The 19173-nt window shown below is 51.4% G+C and carries 21 protein-coding genes; 13 read left to right on the top strand and 8 right to left on the bottom strand.

Annotated elements, in window-relative coordinates:
- Positions 1-72: 72 nt before the first annotated feature.
- Positions 73-1698 carry an alpha/beta hydrolase gene (locus ACZ2GZ_RS09950; protein WP_031200155.1) on the bottom strand — a complete coding sequence of 542 codons (1626 nt, stop codon included), beginning with the start codon at positions 1696-1698 and terminating at the stop codon, positions 73-75.
- Position 1699: 1 nt separating this feature from the next.
- Entirely contained in the window at positions 1700-2239 is a 540-nt protein-coding gene (def, locus tag ACZ2GZ_RS09945; RefSeq protein WP_021066993.1) for a peptide deformylase, read from the bottom strand.
- Positions 2240-2569: 330 nt separating this feature from the next.
- On the opposite strand from def, the gene pdhA reads away from it, so the two are divergent.
- The 4 genes from pdhA to lpdA all read left to right on the top strand — a co-directional run bounded on the left by pdhA (position 2570) and on the right by lpdA (position 7422).
- The gene (gene pdhA / locus ACZ2GZ_RS09940) at positions 2570-3655 is read left to right on the top strand and encodes a pyruvate dehydrogenase (acetyl-transferring) E1 component subunit alpha (protein WP_214713858.1); all 1086 of its coding nucleotides are present in this window, start codon (positions 2570-2572) and stop codon (positions 3653-3655) included.
- Between the two features lie 3 nt (positions 3656-3658).
- Positions 3659-4636 (top strand): alpha-ketoacid dehydrogenase subunit beta, encoded by a 978-nt coding sequence (locus ACZ2GZ_RS09935; RefSeq protein ID WP_034777010.1) that lies wholly within the window; start codon positions 3659-3661, stop codon positions 4634-4636.
- Positions 4637-4712: 76 nt separating this feature from the next.
- Positions 4713-6005 carry a dihydrolipoamide acetyltransferase family protein gene (locus ACZ2GZ_RS09930; RefSeq protein ID WP_021066996.1) on the top strand — a complete coding sequence of 431 codons (1293 nt, stop codon included), beginning with the start codon at positions 4713-4715 and terminating at the stop codon, positions 6003-6005.
- A gap of 4 nt (positions 6006-6009) precedes the next feature.
- Positions 6010-7422, top strand: coding sequence for a dihydrolipoyl dehydrogenase (gene lpdA, locus ACZ2GZ_RS09925; RefSeq protein WP_021066997.1), 1413 nt, complete (start codon positions 6010-6012; stop codon positions 7420-7422).
- Positions 7423-7439: 17 nt separating this feature from the next.
- Here the strand turns inward: lpdA and aac(6') are convergent, their stop codons facing one another.
- Positions 7440-7883: an aminoglycoside 6'-N-acetyltransferase gene (gene aac(6'), locus ACZ2GZ_RS09920; protein ID WP_470295202.1), complete on the bottom strand. Its 444-nt coding sequence runs from the start codon at positions 7881-7883 to the stop codon at positions 7440-7442.
- Between the two features lie 75 nt (positions 7884-7958).
- Between aac(6') and ACZ2GZ_RS09915 the strand changes: the two genes are divergently transcribed.
- A complete protein-coding gene (locus ACZ2GZ_RS09915; protein WP_058763302.1) occupies positions 7959-8279 on the top strand; it encodes a DUF3055 domain-containing protein in 321 nt (106 codons plus the stop codon).
- A 108-nt stretch (positions 8280-8387) separates the two neighbouring features.
- On the opposite strand, the gene ACZ2GZ_RS09910 is transcribed toward ACZ2GZ_RS09915, so the two are convergent.
- Positions 8388-9869: an aminotransferase class I/II-fold pyridoxal phosphate-dependent enzyme gene (locus tag ACZ2GZ_RS09910; protein ID WP_029595757.1), complete on the bottom strand. Its 1482-nt coding sequence runs from the start codon at positions 9867-9869 to the stop codon at positions 8388-8390.
- Positions 9870-10040: 171 nt separating this feature from the next.
- On the opposite strand from ACZ2GZ_RS09910, the gene ACZ2GZ_RS09905 reads away from it, so the two are divergent.
- The 3 genes from ACZ2GZ_RS09905 (at position 10041) to ACZ2GZ_RS09895 (ending at position 12075) form a co-directional block, all read left to right on the top strand.
- A complete protein-coding gene (locus ACZ2GZ_RS09905) occupies positions 10041-10307 on the top strand; it encodes a UPF0223 family protein (protein ID WP_021067001.1) in 267 nt (88 codons plus the stop codon).
- 246 nt (positions 10308-10553) lie between these two features.
- Positions 10554-10742, top strand: a complete 189-nt coding sequence (locus ACZ2GZ_RS09900; RefSeq protein ID WP_015881266.1) for a hypothetical protein — start codon at positions 10554-10556, stop codon at positions 10740-10742.
- A gap of 79 nt (positions 10743-10821) precedes the next feature.
- Entirely contained in the window at positions 10822-12075 is a 1254-nt protein-coding gene (locus tag ACZ2GZ_RS09895; RefSeq protein ID WP_058763305.1) for an inositol monophosphatase family protein, read from the top strand.
- A 61-nt stretch (positions 12076-12136) separates the two neighbouring features.
- Here ACZ2GZ_RS09895 and ACZ2GZ_RS09890 read toward each other — a convergent pair whose 3' ends face one another.
- A complete protein-coding gene (locus ACZ2GZ_RS09890) occupies positions 12137-12313 on the bottom strand; it encodes a hypothetical protein (RefSeq protein WP_021067003.1) in 177 nt (58 codons plus the stop codon).
- Between the two features lie 163 nt (positions 12314-12476).
- Between ACZ2GZ_RS09890 and typA the strand changes: the two genes are divergently transcribed.
- Together typA and ACZ2GZ_RS09880 are read left to right on the top strand one after the other, a co-directional pair.
- Complete coding sequence (gene typA / locus ACZ2GZ_RS09885) at positions 12477-14321, top strand: translational GTPase TypA (protein ID WP_021067004.1); 1845 nt, start codon at positions 12477-12479, stop codon at positions 14319-14321.
- Positions 14322-14407: 86 nt separating this feature from the next.
- Entirely contained in the window at positions 14408-14752 is a 345-nt protein-coding gene (locus ACZ2GZ_RS09880; protein WP_235045181.1) for a YlaH-like family protein, read from the top strand.
- A gap of 41 nt (positions 14753-14793) precedes the next feature.
- On the opposite strand, the gene ACZ2GZ_RS09875 is transcribed toward ACZ2GZ_RS09880, so the two are convergent.
- A complete protein-coding gene (locus ACZ2GZ_RS09875) occupies positions 14794-14994 on the bottom strand; it encodes a YlaI family protein (protein ID WP_021067006.1) in 201 nt (66 codons plus the stop codon).
- Positions 14995-15106: 112 nt separating this feature from the next.
- On the opposite strand from ACZ2GZ_RS09875, the gene ACZ2GZ_RS09870 reads away from it, so the two are divergent.
- Both ACZ2GZ_RS09870 and ACZ2GZ_RS09865 read left to right on the top strand, forming a co-directional pair.
- Complete coding sequence (locus ACZ2GZ_RS09870) at positions 15107-15556, top strand: PNPOx family protein (protein WP_021067007.1); 450 nt, start codon at positions 15107-15109, stop codon at positions 15554-15556.
- A 32-nt stretch (positions 15557-15588) separates the two neighbouring features.
- The gene (locus ACZ2GZ_RS09865; protein WP_021067008.1) at positions 15589-16905 is read left to right on the top strand and encodes a PhoH family protein; all 1317 of its coding nucleotides are present in this window, start codon (positions 15589-15591) and stop codon (positions 16903-16905) included.
- Between the two features lie 28 nt (positions 16906-16933).
- Here the strand turns inward: ACZ2GZ_RS09865 and ACZ2GZ_RS09860 are convergent, their stop codons facing one another.
- Together ACZ2GZ_RS09860 and ACZ2GZ_RS09855 are read right to left on the bottom strand one after the other, a co-directional pair.
- A complete protein-coding gene (locus ACZ2GZ_RS09860) occupies positions 16934-18145 on the bottom strand; it encodes a multidrug efflux MFS transporter (RefSeq protein WP_021067009.1) in 1212 nt (403 codons plus the stop codon).
- 92 nt (positions 18146-18237) lie between these two features.
- Positions 18238-18705 carry a hypothetical protein gene (locus ACZ2GZ_RS09855; protein WP_021067010.1) on the bottom strand — a complete coding sequence of 156 codons (468 nt, stop codon included), beginning with the start codon at positions 18703-18705 and terminating at the stop codon, positions 18238-18240.
- Positions 18706-18877: 172 nt separating this feature from the next.
- Here ACZ2GZ_RS09855 and ACZ2GZ_RS09850 point away from each other — a divergent pair, with 172 nt between their 5' ends.
- The gene (locus ACZ2GZ_RS09850) at positions 18878-19156 is read left to right on the top strand and encodes an Fpa/YlaN family protein (protein ID WP_021067011.1); all 279 of its coding nucleotides are present in this window, start codon (positions 18878-18880) and stop codon (positions 19154-19156) included.
- Positions 19157-19173: the final 17 nt, after the last annotated feature.

Below are 19173 nucleotides of genomic sequence, written 5' to 3'. Positions count from 1 at the left end.
GTTGTGGACGGGCTACCATCGACATGACGACGAACAAAACCCGCCCTCATAATATGTGAAGGCGGGTTTTCATCATTTCGTTTCGACTGGATTGAATTCGTTCGTGAACTCGTAAAGGAACCGGCCCGTGTCGCGGAGGACGTCTGTCTTCCGGTGGAGCGAGAAGTGATCGTATGGGACGGTTTCCGTCTCGATGTTGTTCGTATATTCTTCGAGCAAGAGCGAACTCGCTGGCTCAATCAAGTTGAACTCGCCACCGCGTCCCGAGAAGGAGAACACTTGGACGGAGCGTGGCCACGTCTCAAGTTTTTCTTGGAACGCCTGCAACCCGTCAGAACTCGGGGACAAATCCCGGATGGCAGGACTGCCGGTATTGATCCCGAAATTACTGGCGGACAGACCGAAGTTGGCAAGTCGTGTTCCGGCGAACGGACTATCATACGTCACGAACTTATCGACGATGTATTCGTCTTGATTCAAGATATAGTTCGCTGCCGCCACACCGCCCATGCTGTGACCGATCAAATACATCCGGTCGAACGAACGGTTTCGTTCCTGTTTATAGCGTTCGATCGCCGCATTCAACCACTTCGTCTGGTTGTTGAGCGATGCCTCGGCATCCTCATATTCAATCCGGACAATCGGTCGGTTCGAGCTGTAGTCATTGATGACGCAATCGGCCGCGCCTTTCACCGTCACGGTACAGAGGGCACCATCTTTCGCCAGCCCACGCTGTTCCATATACTGCGAGAAGCGGAGGAATGTGCGGTCGGTCCCGAGCAAGCCGTGAACGGCGAACGTCGGGATGAACTCGTCCGTCTGCGCCGCTTGGCGAATCGCCTCAGATTTCCGTTCCGTCGTCAACTCTTCTCGAATCGTCACGATCATCAACGCGAGGGTCAAGACGAGGATGAAGCCGCCGAAGATGCGAGAACGAATCGACGTCTTGTCCGGATTACCGACGTTTTGACGATATTTCCGCCAAACAAAGAAAGCGACTAGGCCAAGGACGACGATGATGACGCCTGTGATAATCCACGCCTTGACGTTCGGCACGTGGGCGACGAGCGTCATGTTGTTTTGACGGCCACCGTACACTTGCCACTCGACATGTTTCATCGACCGTACATCGAGTCCAGTACCGTCTTCGACGAACACCCCGGTCGGCACGGTCAGATTGAACCGGATATCGGCTTGACGAACGTAACGTTCGGCCAGTTGTTTCGGGGAGCCGCTTAAATTCAGACCTGGCAAATCGACGCGGTCGAGCCGCAGGTCGAGGTTCGTGTTCATGACGTATGAGTCAAACCAAATCCCATCTTCTTTGTCGACATCAAACTTCATATCAGGTGGAACGAGGATACCGGCCGGACCGGTCTTCCACTCCTCTTTAATGTTTTGGAGGTCATCGACGTTGTCGAACGTCTTCTTGAGCACCATGCCTTCATAGTCGTCTTGACTCGAGTAGTCACGTGTCGCATATCCGTTCTCATTCGCCTGTTGTTTCCATGTATCCCAATCGAGCCGCAAATTGAGCAGCTTCATGACCGGATGGTCGCGGAAAGCATACGTCGTCTCTAACGTGACCGATTGGTCGTAGTGGACGGTCGCATCATATTCGATTCGGACACATCCCCCGATTAAAAGAAACAGAAATGGGAATACTAACAACAGTGCCTTTTTCTTCAAGCTCGTCACCTCAAATCGGCTCACCGTAGGTCTCTAACGGGTTGGTCGTGTTGATGCGGTCGTAAAAGAGCACCCCATCTAAATGGTCGAGCTCATGTTGACAGACGATGGCGCGCATACCGCGGAGCCGCAATTTAATCGGGGCGCCGTCACGGTCGAACCCTTCAATCGTGATGCGTCGGTATCGGGGCACGTTGCCTTTGACGACACGGTCGACAGATAGACAGCCTTCACCGCCATTCAAGTACGTCTGTTCGACCGAGTGGCTCGTAATCTTCGGATTGAAGATGGATAGTTTGAACGTCTCTTCTTCTTCGTGGAGCAGGACCGTGAAAAAGCGGCGATTGACGCCGAGTTGTGGTGCGGCGATGCCGACACCGCCCCGAAGTTCATACTTCGCGCTCATCTCTGGATCCTGGCTATTGACGAGGAACGTCTCCATCTCGTCGAGTAGCGCGAGGTCTTCTGCCGTCGGTGGGACCGGCACTTCGATTGAGCGGGCGCGGAGCCGCTCGTCTCCTTCACGAATCACATCTTTCATCGTTAACATGCAAAACTTCCTTTCCCATTGCGATATGACCAATTATATCATATTTATTAGTCATTTCGCTTAGATGGTACAGAAGGTGAAATGAAAATGATACAGAGGCGAAATAAGGGAAAAGATGTGTTGATGTAAGCGTTTTTATAAAGTGAGCATATTTTTTGCGTTATTATAACAACCCGTTTTATACTGACTAGGAAACGGCAGGATAAGTGTAACTTTCCTGAATCACGTTAATACAGATTGCTTTTTTGGACAGATACACTTAAGATTTGAGGTAGTGTTTGATCACAAAAAAGACAATTGTCTCATAGTTGAAAGGATGAGGTGAAACGAATGAACAACGTTCAGGTACTTCAAAACGTGGAAGAAAACTTCCAAACGTTCCGTATTCTCGACGAGAAGGGCGAGGTCGTCAACCAAGACGCAATGCCAGATGTAACGGACGAGCAACTTCAGGAGCTTATGCGCCGCATGGTTTATACACGAATCTGGGACCAACGTGCCATCTCGCTCAACCGTCAAGGACGCCTAGGTTTCTACGCGCCAGTGGCTGGTCAAGAAGCAACGATGATCGGGACGCAATATGCGCTCGACAAACAAGACTGGATTCTTCCAGGCTACCGTGATATCCCGCAACTCGTATTCCACGGACTTCCGCTTTATCAAGCGTTCTTGTTCTCACGTGGTCACGTCGCAGGTAACCGTATTCCTGAAGACGTTAACGTCTTGATGCCGCAAATCATCATCGGGGCACAAATCGTTCAAACTGCGGGTGTGGCAATGGGCCTCAAACGCAACGGCAACACAAACGTCGCCATTACTTACACGGGTGACGGTGGTTCATCACAAGGTGACTTCTACGAAGGATTGAACTTCGCAGGTGCATTCAAATCACCAGCCATCTTCGTCGTTCAAAACAACCGCTTCGCCATCTCGACACCTGTTGAGAAGCAAACTGCAGCTAAAACGATCGCGCAAAAAGCTGTCGCAGCGGGAATCAACGGAATTCAAGTTGACGGAATGGACGTTCTTGCTGTCCTCGCCGCAACACAACAAGCGCGTAAAGACGCACTTGATGGAACTCCGACGCTCATCGAAGCACTCACATACCGTTACGGACCACATACGCTCGCTGGGGATGACCCAACACGTTACCGTACGAAAGAACTCGATACAGAGTACCAAGAGAAAGATCCGCTCGTACGTTTCCGCCTCTTCCTCGAAGGCAAGAAGCTTTGGAACGAAGACATGGAAAACGAAGTCATCGAGCAAGCGAAAGCAGACGTGAAAGAAGCGATCAGCCTCGCCGACAAAGAACCAAAACAAAAAGTTTCGGACTTCATCAACAACATGTACGAAACACTTCCTTCAAACTTGAAAGAGCAGCTTGAAGAATATACAGCAAAGGAGTCGAAGTAAGTTATGGCTCAAATGACAATGATCCAAGCGATTACTGATGCGATGCGCGTAGAAATGAAGCGCGACGAGAAAGTACTTCTCTTCGGAGAAGACGTTGGTAAAAACGGTGGGGTCTTCCGTGCGACGGAAGGACTTCAAGATGAGTTCGGCGAAGACCGTGTCTTCGATACGCCACTCGCTGAGTCGGGTATCGGTGGTCTTGCAATCGGTCTTGGTCTCACAGGCTTCCGTCCAATCATGGAAGTTCAGTTCTTCGGATTCGTTTTCGAAGTCTTCGACTCGGTCGCTGCTCAAATGGCACGTATGCGTTACCGTTCAGGCGGCGCTTACAGCCAACCGGTTACAATCCGTTCACCATTCGGTGGCGGTGTTAAAACACCAGAACTTCACGCGGACAGCCTTGAAGGCTTGATGGCTCAGACACCTGGTCTTAAAGTCGTCATCCCGTCAACGCCTTACGATGCTAAAGGTCTTTTGATCGCATCGATCCGTGACAACGACCCAGTCGTATTCCTCGAGCACATGAAACTTTACCGTTCATTCCGTGGCGAAGTTCCTGAAGGCGACTACACGATCGAGCTTGGAAAAGCAGACGTGAAGCGCGAAGGAACTGACGTTTCGATCATCACTTACGGTGCAATGGTCCACACGTCACTCAAAGCGGCAGAAGAGCTTGAGAAAGAAGACATCAACGTCGAAGTCATCGACCTTATGACAGTTAGCCCGCTTGATATCGACACAATCGTCGAATCAGTCAAAAAGACTGGTCGCGCCATCGTCGTTCAAGAAGCACAACGTCAAGCAGGTATTGCGGCAAACGTCGTAACTGAAATTCAAGAACGCGCAATTCTTCACCTCGAGGCACCAGTGCTTCGTGTAACTGCACCAGACACGGTCTTCGCTTTCGCACAAGGGGAAGACGCATGGTTACCTGACCATAAAGATGTCGTTGCAAAAGTTAAGGAAGTTATCAACTTCTGATCGTGTTCATTTAACGATGAGGGAGAATTGTCTCCCTCATTGTGTTTACATGATTAATTGATGGGAGGAAAAACCAGTGGCAGTATTTGAATTTAAATTACCAGACATCGGTGAAGGAATTCACGAAGGTGAAATCGTCAAGTGGTTCGTAAAAGCAGGGGATACAGTAAAAGAAGATGACATTCTTCTTGAAGTACAAAACGACAAAGCCGTCGTTGAGATTCCAGCTCCAGTTGATGGAACAGTTAAAGAAGTCAAAGTCTCTGAAGGTACAGTTGCGGTCGTCGGCGACGTCCTCATCACGTTCGATATCGAAGGTGACGCACCAGCCGGTGAAGAAGAAGCAGCTCCTGAACAGCCTAAAGCTGAAGAGAAGACTGAAGATGTGAAAGAAGACGTGAAAGAAGACGGCCCGCGTGAAGTTCAACTTCACAAATCGGAGCGCGTCATCGCAATGCCTTCAATCCGCAAATACGCTCGTGAAAAAGGCGTCGACATCCGTGAAGTCCAAGGTTCTGGCGACAACGGCCGCGTCTTGAAAGAAGACATCGATGCATTCGCAAACGGTGAAGCACCAACAGCAGAAGCTACAACAGAGAAAACAGAATCTGTAGCTCCAGCAGCGGCTGCGAAAACGGAAATCAAACCTTACGAGTCAGCAACACCTGAACTCGAAACGCGTGAGAAAATCCGTGGTATCCGTAAAGCGATCTCGAAAGCAATGGTTAACTCGAAGCACACAGCTCCACACGTTACACTCATGGACGAAGTCGACGTCACGAAACTCGTCGCACTCCGTAAAGAGTTCAAACAAGTGGCTGCTGACCAAGGCGTGAAACTCACGTACTTGCCGTTCGTCGTTAAAGCATTGACTGCTGCAGCGAAAGCTTACCCAGCGATCAACGCGTCAATCGACGATGTGAACGAAGAAATCGTCTACAAAAACTACTACAACATCGGTATCGCTGCTGATACGGACAACGGTCTCGTTGTTCCTGTCGTCAAAGAAGCGGACCGTAAATCAATCTATGCACTCGCTACAAACATCAATGAGCTTGCCGGTAAAGCACGTGAAGGCAAACTTGCTGGGGACGACATGAAAGGCGGATCGATCACAATCACGAACATCGGTTCAGCTGGTGGACAATGGTTCACACCTGTCATCAACCACCCAGAAGTTGCAATTCTCGGTATCGGCCGCATCGCTGAAAAAGCTGTCGTCAAAGACGGTGAAATCGTCGCGGCTCCAGTCCTCGCGCTTTCATTCAGCTTTGACCACCGCCTCATCGACGGTGCAACAGCTCAAAACGCACTCAACATGGTGAAACGCTTGCTTCAAGATCCAGCACTTCTAATGATGGAGGGATAAGAACATGGTAGTAGGAGAATTCGCACAAGAAACTGATTTGCTTGTCATCGGCGCCGGTCCTGGTGGATACGTCGCAGCCATCCGTGGCGCACAACTCGGCCTTAAAGTCACAATCGTCGAAAAAGGAAACTTTGGTGGCGTCTGCTTGAACGTCGGTTGTATCCCATCGAAAGCATTGATCACTGCTGGTCACAACTTCCAGCACGCTAAAGGTCACTCTTCAATGGGGATCACGTCTGATAACGTGTCAGTCGACTTCACAAAAGTCCAAGACTGGAAACAGTCGGTCGTCAACAAATTGACTGGCGGCGTCAAAGGCCTTTTGAAAGGTAACAAGATTGAAATCGTTCAAGGTGAAGCTTTCTTCGCATCTGAAGACACAGTACGTGTCATCACAGAAGATAGCTCGACTCCTTACAAGTTCAAAAAAGCGATCATCGCGACTGGTTCAACACCTATCGAGATTCCATCGTTCAAATGGTCAAAACGCGTCCTTTCTTCAACTGGCGCATTGGCTCTTCCTGAAGTACCGAAGAAACTCGTCGTCATCGGCGGCGGATACATCGGTATGGAGCTCGGCACAGCGTACGCGAACTTCGATACAGAAGTCGTCGTCGTTGAAGGCGCAAGCGACATCTTGTCTGGCTTCGAGCCACAAATGACGCAAATCGTCAAAAAGAAACTCAAACAAAAAGGCAACGTCACGATTCACACGAACGCTCTTGCAAAAGGCGTCGAGGAAACAGAAGACGGCGTAACAGTTAAGTTTGAAGTGAACGGCGAAGAGCAGTCTGTTGAAGCGGACTACGTCCTCGTCACAGTCGGCCGTCGTCCAAACACTGGCGACATCGGTCTCGAAAACGCGGAAGTTAAAATCAGCGACCGCGGCATCATCGAAATCGACGACCAGTGCAAAACGTCGAACGAAAACATCTACGCAATCGGCGACATCGTACCAGGACCACCGCTCGCGCACAAAGCTTCTTACGAAGCGAAAGTCGCAGCGGAGGCAGCTGCCGGTAAGCCAGCTTACCTCGACTACTCAGCAATCCCAGCGGTCGTCTTCACTGACCCTGAACTTGCAACAGTCGGTTACACAGAGCCACTCGCAAAAGAAGAAGGACTTGAGATCACAGTATCGAAATTCCCATTCGCAGCGAACGGCCGTGCCCTCGCTCTTGACGAGCCAGACGGCTTCATGAAGCTCATCACGCGTAAAGAGGACGGTCTCTTGATCGGTGCTCAAATCGCGGGAACTGGCGCTTCAGATATGATTGCCGAACTTGGTCTCGCCATCGAAGCAGGCATGACTGCAGAAGATATCGCGCTTACAATCCACGCTCACCCATCACTCGGTGAGATGGCAATGGAAGCGGCAGAAATCGCAATGGGTATGCCAATCCACGTCGTTAAATAAGTCAAAAGCTCTCTCGCTTACTCGCGAGAGAGCTTTTTTACGTAATGGACGGTCCGTTCGACTTCTCGGAAGCCGATGCGTTCATGGAACCGTTGGCTACCGTCGTTCTCGACTTCCGTATCGGAGCCGAGCTCGTCACATCCTTTCGACCGGGCGTAGGCGGAGGCGGCTTCGACGAGCCGTGTCGCCACGTCTTGCTGTCGCACGGATGCAACGACGTAAATTCCTTCTAAAAAGGCGGTCGGGGAAGCGGTCGTTCCGGGGACGTAGTCATGACGGAAGCTGAGCTGGCAAAAGCCGACCGCTTCATCCGTTTCCGCGATAAAATAGTGCATCTTGCCGGAACGAATCCCGAGCCGCACTTCAGGGATCAGTTCGGCTTCAGGCGCGTCTGGCCATAATTGCCGCATGAGTCGCACCAGTTCGTCGCAATCTTGTTCGTTCGCTTTTCTAATCTTCATAAGTCGTCCTCCTTATGTTTCGTACGTTCAGTATAAAGGAAAATAAGGAATGAAGTGAGAAAGGAGGGAACGATGATGGCGTTCGATGAAGAATTGTTATATACCGTCTCTGAGACGAGCCGTGTCCGCTTCACGGGAATCGAGACCGAGACGTCACGTTATGATTTCGGCTTTGTGTATACGCATCAATTCATGGGAAAAGTGCTCGTCGTCTGTATGCAGACCGGGCAGTCTGCCCTTCTTGACATCCATGCGCTCGAAGAACCGAGACAACTGTATCCGATGCTCGGGATTGCGCTACGCGATACGGACCACGTTGCCGAATTCCTACGCCTCTGTCTGGACGAAAGTGGGAAAGAAGAACATTCTTCAAATTCTACCCTTGAAAAAATGTAAGCGTTTTCTTATAATGGTACGTAGGGGAAGCAATTCGATCATCATAAGCTACCTTTTCTTTTGATGACACAAAGCGAGCCGGTCCATATGGACCGGCTCGCTTTCGTCTTAACGGATGGCTTTTGTCTGTTGGATGACTTTAATCATTTGAAGCGATTCATCTTCAAGTCCTTGGACGGGAAGACCGGCCTCGATGTTCGCCATGATATAGTCGAGCGTCGAAGTCGTGATCAGTTCTCCCGGGATGATGATCGGGATTCCTGGTGGATACACCATGATGAACTCGGCCGAGATGCGTCCGACGGCGTTCTCGAGCGGAATCGTCTCCGTCTCCTCGTAGAACGCGTCACGCGGGCTGAGTGCAAGCGGTGGAATCTCAGGGAGCATGATCGATAGTGAATCGTTTCCTGACTGATCGTAAACCGATACGACGTCACGCATACCGTCAATCAACGCTTGAATCGTCGACTCGTCGTCGGCGCTCGTCACGATGAACAGTACGTTCAACAAATCTGACATCTCGACTTCGATGCGATGCGTCTCACGCAAATACTTCTCGACTTCAAAGCCGGTGATCCCGAGCTCACGGACAGAGACGAGGATTTTCGTCTCGTCGAGCGCGTACGTCGACTCTGAATGGAGTTCGGCGTGACCGTATACCGATAAGTGCGGCATATTGTCGATGGCCGTACGAGCCGTACGTGCGAGCGTGAGGGCACGTTCGTTCATCGCTTCTCCTTTCGTCGCCAATTGACGACGGGCCGCGTCGAGCGACGCGAGGAGGAGGTAAGACGTCGATGTCGTCGTAATCATCGACAACATTGCGTGAATCCGTTCCGGGGAGACGAGACCGCGACGGACGTTCAAAATCGAACTTCCCGTCATCGAGCCGCCGAGCTTGTGTACGCTCGTGGCCGCGACGTCCGCTCCGGCTTGCATCGCCGAGAGCGGGAGCTCGTCGTGGAACGGCAAGTGGACACCGTGTGCCTCATCAACGAGGACCGGTACGTCTTGCGCATGGGCGACGGCGACGATGCGCTCTAAGTCACCAGCGATGCCGAAGTAGGTCGGGTTGATGACGAGGACTGCTTTCGTGTCCGGGTGCATCTCGAGGGCGCGTTCGACGGCGCTTGCTGTGATCCCGTGGGCAATCCCGTACGTCTCATCATATTCCGGATGGATGAAGACCGGGTGGGCCCCGGTCAAGATGAGGGCGGACATGACGGATTTATGCACGTTCCGGGGAACGATGATTTTCTCGTTCGGACCGACGACGCCCATGATCATCGCCATGATGGCACTCGACGTCCCTTGGACCGAGAAGAACGTCTCGTCGGCACGGAACGCCTCGGCAGCGAGGCGCTCGGCCTCGGCAATCGACGCTTTCGGATGATGGAGATCATCGAGCGGGGCGATGTTGATCAAATCGATCTTCAAGGCGTTTTCGCCGATGAAGTCACGGAATTGAGGGTCCATCCCTTTTCCGCCTTTATGGCCAGGGATATGGAACGCGATCGGGTTCGTATCCACGTGCGTGAGCAACGTGTCAAAGAGCGGTGTCTCGAGCTGTGTAGCACCTTTAAGTTTCAATAGTAAGTCCTCCTTGATAACAGTGTGTATATGGGTTGTCGGTTTGGTTTCAAGCTTTGGGCAATCTGAACATTTCGATTCAAAAACAATGCAACAAAAAAACTATAGTGATTTCTATCCCAACTTGCAATAGTTTTTTTTGTTGATACAATGGTTGTCGAGGTGAAGAATATGCAAATTAACTATCCGATTAATCCGGACTGGACGACAGATGAACTGATTGAAGTCGTCGAGTTCTATAACCAAGTCGCCTTGGCCAATGAAGGCGGTGTCGACCGGGAGTCGTTTTTGGACGCGTATCGGTCGTTCAAACAAATCGTGACGTCGAAGTCAGAAGAGAAACAGCTGAGTGCCGTTCACGATGAGCAGACCGGATACTCTACCTATCGTACGGTCCAAGCGGCCCTAAAATCAAATGCAAAGATTATAAAGTTGTAACTGCTGGAAAGCATGGGAGGACGTAACCGTTTTCTCATGCTTTTTTTGTTATTTCTCTAATAAATAGGGTACATATCATTAACAGTTCAATCAGGTTTAGGCTTAGTTGAAATGGGAATATACTCACTAAGATAAAAAATTCAAAATAGTCAGACAATTCTCTTTCTTTTTTGAATCCCATCTGATATACTCAATTCAACTTACTAAACCGTAACTTGTAGCCCAACTAAAGGAGTGTGGCATCTCATGAAACAAGTGATCGAGGCATTCAAAAGAAAAGACGCAGAAAAACGGATTCCGGTGCTGCGCTTAGAGATTGATTATGAATTGGCAACGCTCTTCGATGCAATGGCGTCACAAGATGATGCCACTGTCCAGGCTAGCAAGCATCGGTTAGAGAAATATCGCCAAGAACTATTGCGTCTCGAAGCCTGACCCACAACCACCCATTCAACCAGTATTCCATGCGGATACTGGTTTTTGTTTGGTACAATACATAATAGAGGTGATAAACATGTTGGAATGGTTCGCGATTGACTTGATAAAACAGGCAGGGGAGTATATCCGCTTACAGATTGACGAGAGCTATCGAATCGAACGCAAGACGGGGAAAGGTGATTTGGTCACGGAAATCGATCGGGCCGTCGAACAGTTGATTGTCGACCGGATTCGTGAGTCGTATCCCGAGCATCATATTATCGGGGAAGAGGGTATCTCGACGGAACCGGATGATTTGTCGGGAACGGTCTGGTTCGTCGACCCGATTGACGGCACATTGAACTTCATCCATCAAAAGCGGATGTTCGCCATCTCGATTGCCATCATGGTCGATGGGGTCGTCGAGTACGGCTTCGTTTACGATGTGATGGCGGATGAGCTGTTCGTCGCACGCCGTGGCGTCGGGACGACGCTGAACGGCCGGAAACTCCCGACCATCAAAGAGCACCACGTCCGGGATGCTTTCCTCAGTATGAACGCGACATGGGTGACGCCGAATCAGCAAATTGCACCGGAAGTGCTCGCGCCGATTGTGCGCGATTCCGTCGGCACGCGGGCGCATGGGGCCGCCTCGCTCGAACTCGCCTGGCTCGCAGCGGGACGAGTCGACGGGTATATCACGATGCGCAATATGCCGTGGGACTATGCTGCCGGTAAACTGCTCGTCGAAGAAGTCGGGGGACGGGTCGTCTCGATTTATGGGGAGCCGGTCCGTTATGACGGGAAGACGTCCGTTCTCGCGGGGAGCGAGACGTTCGTCAAGGACGTGGTGAAGCATTACGTCATCGCCAAGGGCGCGACCCCTGAAGTGAAGCCGGACTTGCAAATTGGAATCAACGGGTCTTACGACCGCGTCCGTGACTTGCTCGTCCTGGCCAACCCGAATGAAACGATGGTCCGCGATCAATACAAAGCCGGGACGACATATGAGGCCACGCTCGGCGGGGAACGTGTCGGGGCGTACATGCTCGTCAAACGCAGCGAGACGTTAATCGAGCTCGTCAATATCGCCGTCAAACCGGAACGACAGAACCAGACGATCGGGCAACGCCTGCTCCAAGACGCGATTCGTCGGGCCGAGAGCAGCGGGGCGAAGCAAATGCTCGTCTGTACGGGCAACTCGAGCATCGTCCAGTTGCGCTTCTATCAACAAGCCGGTTTCCGCTTTGAATCAGTCGAGCGGGATTACTTCCCGGACCACGGTTATCCGCCAATCGAAGAGGACGGGCTCGCCTTGCGTGACCGCATCTGTCTGACGCGCGACCTATAAGCGTGGGCGCAAAAAGGACAAAATCATAAAGAAGGCCCGGGCGTTTTGCCCGGGCCTTGTGTTATGGACGTCGGTTCGAGAGGACCCGGCGGCGCAAGTTGATTCCAAAAAATGTGGCGATGCCGCTCAAGGCGAGACTGCCGATGATGATGGCGGCACTTCCTTCAGCGACACCGATGCCGATACCGACGAAGCCGGCGACGACCGCGGTCGCGATTAAAACGAACATGAGTTGCATGGAGATTCCCCCTTCTTTCGCTAGTCTTCTCCATTGTAGTCAAAAATGATGCGTTTGAAAACGTTAACAGTTGATAACACTCGACAAAGGTGGTGGGACGTGTGCTATACTCTTAAAGTTGAATAAAAGATGAAACTTTTTTAAATAAGAGAGGACTAACTACATGAATGTAAGAACTAACCTTCGGAACGTAGCCATCATCGCCCACGTTGACCACGGTAAAACAACGCTCGTCGATGAATTATTGAAACAGTCTGGTACATTCCGGACAAACGAAATGGTCGCAGAACGCGCCATGGACTCGAACGACATCGAACGTGAACGCGGAATCACGATTCTCGCGAAAAACACGGCAATCGATTATAAAGATACACGCATCAACATCGTTGATACACCAGGTCACGCCGATTTCGGTGGTGAAGTAGAGCGTATCATGCGTATGGTTGACGGCGTTATCCTCGTTGTCGATGCACGTGAAGGCTGCATGCCGCAAACGCGTTTCGTATTGAAGAAAGCACTCGACCAAGGTCTCCGTCCAATCGTTGTCGTTAACAAAATCGACAAGCCGATGGTACGCCCACTCGACGTCGTCGACGAAGTTGTCGACTTGTTGATCGACCTTGGAGCAGATGAAGATCAACTTGAATTCCCTGTCGTCTATACGTCTGCTGTCAGCGGTTCAAGTTCGTTCGATCCTGATCCAGAGAAGCAAGAAGATACAATCACGTACGTGCTCGACACGATTCTTGAGAACACACCGGCACCAATCGATAACTCGGATGAGCCGCTTCAGTTCCAAGTCACGATGCTCGACTACGACAACTACCTCGGCCGAATTGGTGTCGGTCGCGTCTTCCGTGGGAAAATCAAAGTCGGCGAATCAGTGTCACTTTGCAAAACAGACGGATCAATCAAACAATTGCGCGTCACTAAATTGTTCGGTTACTTCGGCCTCAAACGTGTTGAAATCGAAGAAGCCAAAGCTGGTGACTTGATCGCCATCGCCGGGATGGAAGACATCAACGTCGGTGAGACGGTCACGCCAGTCGGTAAAGAAGAGCCACTTCCGCTTCTCCGCATCGATGAGCCGACGCTTCAAATGCGTTTCATGACAAACAACTCACCGTTCGCAGGACGCGAAGGCGATTTCGTGACGGCACGTAAAATCGAAGAGCGTTTGATGAAACAACTCGAGACGGACGTTTCACTCCGTGTCGAGAACACTGATTCACCTGACCAATGGGTCGTTTCAGGCCGCGGTGAGCTTCACCTCGGGATCTTGATCGAGAACATGCGTCGTGAAGGCTACGAACTTCAAGTTTCGAAACCACAAGTTATCATTCGTGAAGACGAAGATGGTACGAAAATTGAGCCGTTCGAACGCGTCATCGTTGACGTGCCAGAAGAGTACACAGGTTCAGTCATGGAATCAATCGGTCTCCGTAAAGGTGAACTTGCCAACATGAACACGAACGACAACGGTCAAACACGTATGGAATTCATCGTTCCTTCACGTGGTCTCATCGGCTATCGTAACGAGTTCTTGTCAGCGACACGCGGATATGGAATCTTGAACCACACGTTCGAAGAGTACCGTCCGTTCATCGCTGCTGACATCGGCGGACGCCGCAGTGGTGTCATGGTTTGTATCGAACCTGGTAAGTCGACGGCTTACTCGATCGGTGCCCTTGAAGACCGTGGAACGATCTTCATCGAGCCAGGTGTAGAAGTATACGAGGGAATGATCATTGGTGAATGTAACCGTGACGTCGACCTCGCAATCAACGCCGTCAAAGGAAAACAGTTGACGAACATGCGTGCTTCAGCAAAAGACTCGACACAAGTCTTGAAACGTCCACGCGTCTTCTCACTCGAAGAATCGCTCACGTTCTTGAACGATGATGAGTACTGTGAAATCACGCCGGAGTCAATCCGTCTCCGTAAAAAAGTCTTGAATAAGAACGAACGCGAGAAAGCTGACAAGCGTCGTAAACTTGGTAAAGAATAAGTCTTAAAAAAGGGAGCGCCTAGGCGTTCCCTTTTGTTTTGGATAGTGTAGAATGGTTGTGTAGGAAATAAAGGGGGATTATCAGCTTGAAAGCTTCTCAAACGATGGACATCACACAAATTGATGTGCCGTGGATTGCCTCGCTACTTGGTGTCGGCAGTGACGCGAACGACTTCTCGGTCGGGTTCAACGCGTTAATCATCACGGTCATCTTATTGACGATCCTTGTGTTTAAATTAGGTTTTGCGAAACAATTGACGTGGTGGAAATCACTCGTCGTCTATATGCTGCTCGCACTCGGGGCAGGCACGATGGCGCTCGTCTTCTTCACATGGCCGATTCCAGAAGTTCTCCTTGTCATGGCTGTCGTCTTGGCAATCTACCGGGGCCGCCTTTGGTGGAACCGTCGACAAGGCATCGAATCACATTAAAAAATGGACGCTTCGCCCTCGGGCGAAACGTCCATTTTTGCTTACCATCTCCGTTTTTGGCGGAACGATGGATATAGGTGGAATTGGCCGGTCGCGGCACGCTCCGCTGTTCGCGCGGTGATGCGTTCTTGACACGTCTGGCACATATACGTTTTAGCAGGTTTATTACGAAGTCGTTTCGCTTCGAACGACCACGAATCAATCGTATCGATTTTGTCACAAAGAGAGCACTTTACGCGCATGGTCTCACCTTCCTCTTCGTTGATTATAGCATGATTTCAGGAGAGAAAAGCAGGGAAAGAGGTTTGTAAGGGCGAATCCATTTCGTATACCCGTTCGGGAGGAGGGGAGTCTATGGCGAGTAAAGCTGCGTTCGAACTTTCGAGGGCGCAACAAGACGTATTGAACGAGATGCCGTTGACGTTCTTAGTCACGTTTGATGAGCCGAAACGGTGGCCGATCACCCATGCGATCAGCTGGGTGCAAGCGCCGAACGAGAGGACGATTCGCTTGGCGTTGACGAAGAATTCGCATGTGATCACGTTGCTCTCGTATGAGAAGACAGCGAGTCTCATCTTTCTTGAAGGGGGACTTGCCTACAGTATCGCCCTGTCACACGTACACGAGTTCGAGCCGAGTGTGAAGCCGGCGTTACACCTTCGCTTTTTTGAAGGGAAAGTCGAAGAGGTCCGTAACATTTCCTTTTACGGGGCAACCTATGGACAACCGGACATCGTCAAGACGTACGATGTCGAAGCAGCAGAAAAGTTGGACCGTGAAGTCAAGGAGAGTTTGAATTCTTGATCACCAACAATTTTCGAGGGGCGGCAAAGTCTATGAAAAAAACGTATGTGCTCGATACGAACGTACTCTTACACGACCCACTATCCTTGTTCCAATTCGATGAGCACGATGTCGTCATTCCCGCCATCGTTTTAGAAGAGCTTGACGGTAAAAAACGTAATATGGATGAAGTCGGCCGCAACGCCCGAGAAACGGCCCGCGTGCTCGATCAATTGCGGACGACCGGTAAACTGCACGACGGGGTCCCGCTCGAGAACGGCGGACGATTGTTCGTCGAGATCGGTCACGAGCATACCGTCGATTTCCCGTTCGACGTCATGACGAACGACAATCGTATCCTGACCGTGGCACTTGGACTGATGAAACAATACGAGCACGACCGGACCCGTAAAGTCGTGGTCGTCTCGAAAGATATACTCGTCCGTGTCAAAGCGGACGCCATCGGCATTGAAGCCGAGGATTACTTGACCGACCATATCGTCGATACGACGAATTTATACGCCGGCTATCGTGAAATCGAAGTCGATCAAGCCATCATCGATGAATTTTATAAAGTCCGACAGCTTCCGCTAGAAGCCGTTTCAAAAAATCAGCTATATCCGAACTCATTCGTCGTCTTAAAGAGTAACGTCTCGAAAGCGAGCGCACTCGCGGTCGTCGATGGGTTGCAACCGATCCTCCGTCCGCTCTCGCTAGACGTCGAACACGTGTGGGGCATCCATCCCCGTAACGTCCAGCAACGGATGGCGCTCGACTTGTTGTTGCGGGACGATATTCCGTTCGTGACACTGCTCGGGAAGGCCGGTACCGGGAAGACGTTGCTCGCGCTCGCGGCAGGCCTGTCGCTCGTCGAAGACGAACGTCGCTTCAACAAGCTCGTCGTGGCCCGGCCGGTCGTCCCGATGGGGAACGACATCGGTTATTTGCCCGGTGAGATGGAAGAGAAGCTCCGGCCATGGATGCAGCCGATTTATGATAACTTGGAGTTCTTGTTCAACGCCAACTCGAAAGACGAACTCGGGAACATCTTGGCCGGCATCAAATCGATTCAGCTCGAGGCGCTCACGTATATCCGTGGTCGCAGCATGCCGGATCAGTTCATCATCATCGACGAGGCCCAAAACTTGACGAAACATGAGATTAAGACGATTCTGACCCGGGTCGGCGAGAACTCGAAAATCGTCCTCGTCGGGGACCCGTATCAAATCGACCATCCGTATTTGGACGAGTATTCGAACGGTCTCACGTACGCCGTCGAACGCTTCAAAGGTCAAAACGTATTCGGACACGTCCAACTCATCAAAGGGGAGCGCTCGTCGCTCGCCCGGTTGGCCGCCGATTTACTATAACGAAAAACGCCGAGCGGCCGCTCGGCGTTTATTTCGTATTTGGATGGAGTGCCACTTGCACGTTCGATTTTTCCAGGAAGGCGTTCATCAGCATAATCAGACCGGTCACGATAAACAGTGCCGAGAATCCGAAGTGGGCGACGACTTGCGAACCGAACAACGGTCCGAGCAAGTTGCCCATGAACTGGGCCGATTGGTTATAAGAGAAGATGCGGCCGGTCGCCCGGCTCGGCGTATGTTGGCGGAGTAACGACTGTACCGACGGCATGAGTGCCGCCGTGGCGAAGCCGAGGCCGAATCGCATGATGACGAGTTGTGTCGTCGACGTCACGAACGCCTGTGGAATCAAGAAGGCGCTATAGACGATGAGCGCCCAGAACAGGATGCGTTCGGCCCCGTAGCGGTCGGAGAGCCGACCGAGACGTTGTGCGGAAATGAGGGCGGCCACACCCGGAGCTGACGCGACGATCCCTGCGATAAAGGCGAGCGACGTCGTATACGGGTTCAATTCCCGGACATACAGCGTCAACAGCGGGCCAATCGATTGGGCCGAGAACGTGATTAAGAACGTCGTCAGAAACAGACTAAATATGAGTTGCGGGTTACGGAGCGAGGCGATCATCGATCGCGTCGAATCAAGCCGCTCGCGCGCCACCGGCACAAAGTCCTCTTTGACGAACACGAGTGTGATGAGGAACGTGATGAATAAGGCACTGCCGGTCAAGAGAAAAACGGGTCGAAGCCCAATCAAGTCTGCGAGGAGTCCTCCAATCAAGGGACCGAGGAGTCCGCCGGTGATGCCACCGGTCGACAGTGTGCCGAGCGCCCAGCCACTTTTCTCTTTAGGCGTTTGTGAAGCGACGAGGGTGATCCCCGCCGAGATAAATCCGGATACGGCACCCATTAAGAGCCGTAAACCGACGAGCTGATACACGTCTTGGACGAAACTGATGAGCGTCATGACGACGGCCATACCGAGACTAGCACGGATGAGCATCAATTTGCGGCCTTTTTGGTCGGCGAGCCGTCCCCACAGCGGGGAGACGATGGCAGCCACGAGGAAAGTGGCGCCGAATGCGACCGCGGACCACGTAACGACTTGGTCGGGATCGGTGACCCCGAGTTCTTCGATGAACAAGGGGAGGAACGGTAGGACTAGACTCATCGAGGCCGCCGTCAAAAAGCTACCGATCCAGACGATGATTAAGTTTTTCTTCCATAAAGGGTACGTAAGCGTCACGACCTTTCGAGATTGAAGTTTTTCGATACCCTATATGTTACACTTTATGAAGTAAAAAGTCTAAAAAAAGAGAAGGCGCTGTGCCTTCTCTATCATGCCTCTGTTCGCACGGCGATGTGATGGACACCGCGCCATACTTGTTGATTGTGCAAGACGTACACCGGACCGTCCGCGAGTACTTTTCCGTCTCGAGAGAACTGTAAGTAAACGCTTCTGGCCTCGTCGATTGGCAACGTGAGCACCGTCTCCCCATAAAAACTGACGTGCGTCGCCGTGGCGATCGGTTCGGCATTTTGAAGGAATGGCGCGAACGGCATCGCGAACGAGTCGCGCAGCGCCGCATCCTTATCAGCCCGAGACATCGGTTTGTTATGGTCGACGCGTGACCCTTGCGTCAAGCCGTCATCCCATGCCTTCCCCATCTTGGCATAGTATGCGTCGTTGTCACTTTCTACCGCGCGGTCGAGATCCTCGACGTTTCGCTTGCGGTCATCAAAAATCCATACGGTCGGGTCGATCGTCAGCGCGTGACGAACCGCTCCGTCTAGTGGAAAAATCATGGATACGCCCCCTTTATTCACAATACACTGTACATTATACAGCTCTTTCTCAGAAAAAGGGAAACTGCGAGAAACTCGCCGCGAATCCAGACTGTTCATTGAATTATGATGAAATATAATGTACAGTTGAGTTATGACAAACAGTCTGTCATTGTACGGAGGAGGGGTCGTAGTGGCGACAAATTTGGCTGCAGTCCAACGGGAGCAAGCGCTTCAACTATTAGAGGCAGACGCAGAAAAAATCCGTTGTTTGATTGAAGTGCAGTTAGAAAACCTAAAAATGCCGAAGTGCCCGCTTTATGAAGAGGTGCTTGATACACATATGTTCGGTCTATCACGCCAAATTGATTTTGCGGTCCGTCTTGGACTCATTTCAGACATTGAAGGTAAAGGACTGCTCGATTCATTGGAACAAAAGCTGTCCGCCCTCGCGGAAGCTTCAGATTTATGAACCTTATACTCAAACTG

The sequence above is a fragment of the Exiguobacterium sp. KKT215 genome, from assembly GCF_055635335.1.
The sequence above is the reverse complement of the archived record's forward strand: the minus strand, read 5'-3'. Positions and strand labels throughout refer to the sequence as shown.